Origin of the sequence: uncultured Serinicoccus sp., assembly GCF_947500995.1 — a bacterium.
Classification (GTDB): Bacteria; Actinomycetota; Actinomycetes; order Actinomycetales; family Dermatophilaceae; genus Ornithinicoccus.
Genome location: NZ_CANMUA010000021.1, coordinates 1 through 2,207, shown reverse-complemented (window position 1 = coordinate 2,207; position 2,207 = coordinate 1). Strand labels below are relative to the sequence as shown.

The 2,207-nt window shown below is 69.4% G+C and carries 1 protein-coding gene; it reads right to left on the bottom strand.

The annotated features are described in order from the left end of the window. Positions 1-1,926 (bottom strand): tetratricopeptide repeat protein (locus Q0967_RS17240; protein ID WP_299451287.1); only part of this gene is annotated, 1,926 nt, incomplete at its 3' end. Between the last annotated feature and the right edge of the window lie 281 nt (positions 1,927-2,207).

Genomic DNA, 2,207 nt, shown 5'->3' with positions numbered 1-2,207 from the left:
CAGGTTGCCCCGGGTGGTGAGGGTATCGGGGTGCTCTGGGCCCTGGACCCGCTCTTGCACGGGGAGCAGCTCCTCCAGTTCGGTGACAGCCCCGGGAGCATCCCCCGCGTGGCCGCGCCAGAAGGCCAGGTTGCCCCGGGTGGTGAGGGTACGGGGGTGCTCTGGGCCCAGGACCCGCTCTCGCACGGGGAGCAGCTCCTCCAGTTCGGTGACAGCCCCGGGAGCATCGCCCGCGTGGCCGCGCCAGCGAGCCAGGTTGCCCCGGGTGTTGAGGGTATCGGGGTGCTCTGGGCCCAGGACCCGCTCTTCCACGGGGAGCAGCTCCTCGAAGGCTGCGGCGGCTCCGGGAGCATCGCCCGCGTGGCCGCGCCAAAAGGCCAGGTTGTTCCGGGTCGTCAGGGTACCGGGGTGTTCTCGGCCCAGGACCTGCTCTCGCACGGGGAGCAGCTCCTCCAGTTCGGTAACAGCCCCGGGAGCATCGCCCGCTTGGCCGCGCAAGGTGGCCAGGTTGCCCCGGGTGTTGAGGGTATCGGGGTGCTCTGGGCCCAGGACCCGCTCTCGCACGGGGAGCAGCTCCTCCAGTTCGGTAACCGCTCCGGGAGCATCGCCCGCCCCCCAGCGCCAGGCGGCCAGGTTGCCCCGGGCGTTGAGGGTATCGGGGTGCTCTGGGCCCAGGACCCGCTCTCGCACGGGGAGCAGCTCCTCCAATTCGGTGAGGGCCCCGGGAGCATCGCCCGCTTGGCCGCGCCAGGCGGCCAGGTTGTTCCGGGTGGTCAGGGTGGCGGGGTGCTCTGGGTGCAGGGCTTTGGCGTACTCGTTAATCGCAGGCAGGGCCGTGTCGTGAGCCGCCGATGCCCGGCCAAAGGTGTCGTGGAAGTGCGCGAGTTCCAGGCGGGCGTCTGGCAGGCGCCGGTTGGGAGTCGGGCCCGTCGTGTTCTTCTCGTAGCCGCGGATCAGTTGGGTGAAGAGCGTGCAGGTGGTCGCGTACGCCTGTGCTGCTTCGGCCCCGGGCAGGTTCTTGGTGTGGCTGGCCCAGGCGGAGGCAAGGTTGTGCAATGCCGGCAACGTTTGTGGGGCTCCGGCGCCGTACCGGTGTTCGAGGCGTTCGAGCTCGTCCGCGAACAGGGTGATCGGTCTGGTGGTGTCGCCCGTGTCGGCGATCGCGTCGGCTGCCGCGACCAGCAGTTGACCTTTCGGGCGTCTCTGGGCGACCAATTGCTCGATCTCGTCGCGATCCAGGGGTTCCTGGCCCGTGGAGCGGGTTGCCCGTAGCCAGGCCGCGACGAGGTGGTCGGGGAAGTCGGGGTAGGTGCGCGTCAGGTGCTGCAGCGATGCGAGAGCGGCGGCGGGTGGGATGTTCTCCCAGTCGTCGTCGACCGAGACGGTTTCCAGGGCCGAGGCCACGTGCTGCTGGCGCGCATGGGTGCTTTCTGGGGTGAGCTCTTGGTAGCGGTGGCTGACGACGGTGTCGAACAGCTCGAGTGCCCGGAAGGACACGACGTGCCGAGGGTCATCGGGCATGGCCTGGGTGGTGGTGATCCAGCCGCTGGCGCGGGCCGCGTCCACGTCGCTGGAGTCGGTCCACTCGGCGAGACTGGTGGGGCCGGCGATGGACAAGCGCGCCAGCGCGGCGCGTTGGGCCAGCGGGAGCGATGCCCACCGGCCCGCGACAGCGGTCCGGTAGCCCAGCGGTCCCAGGTCTGGCAGTGTGGAATCTTGGTTGAGCAGGCACCCGCGCACGGCGGCGTGACCGAGCAGGGAGGCAACCCTCCCAGGTCGTCCGTCGGCTTCATCGACGATCGCTCTGAGCTTGGCCCGGTCGACCGCGCCTTCAGCACTCGATCGGTCGTGGGCGGCCCAGGCGTCCATCTGGTACCCGGCGAGAACAGTCAACTCCTCCTCCGAGAAGGCTGGTAGCTCGATCACGTCGAGCAGGCCGCTGCTGTGCAGGCTGGTGGCGACTCGGTGCAGGTCGGGGTTGTCCTCGCCCCCGGCTTGGGTCTGTGAATCGCCCCGGGTTTCGTGGAGGCTCGGTTAGGTGGTTCGGACCTCGGTGAGGACCGGGTTCTTACGGTAGTGCTCGCTGTGCAGGGTTGCCCAGTGGTTGGTCTCGAACTCGGAGGGTGGGACTGTCCCGTGTCAAGTTCTTGGCAGGTTTTCGGGCTCGGGAAAGTTGGGTGAGCACGGGTCGGCCTGGCGCAGGTGCA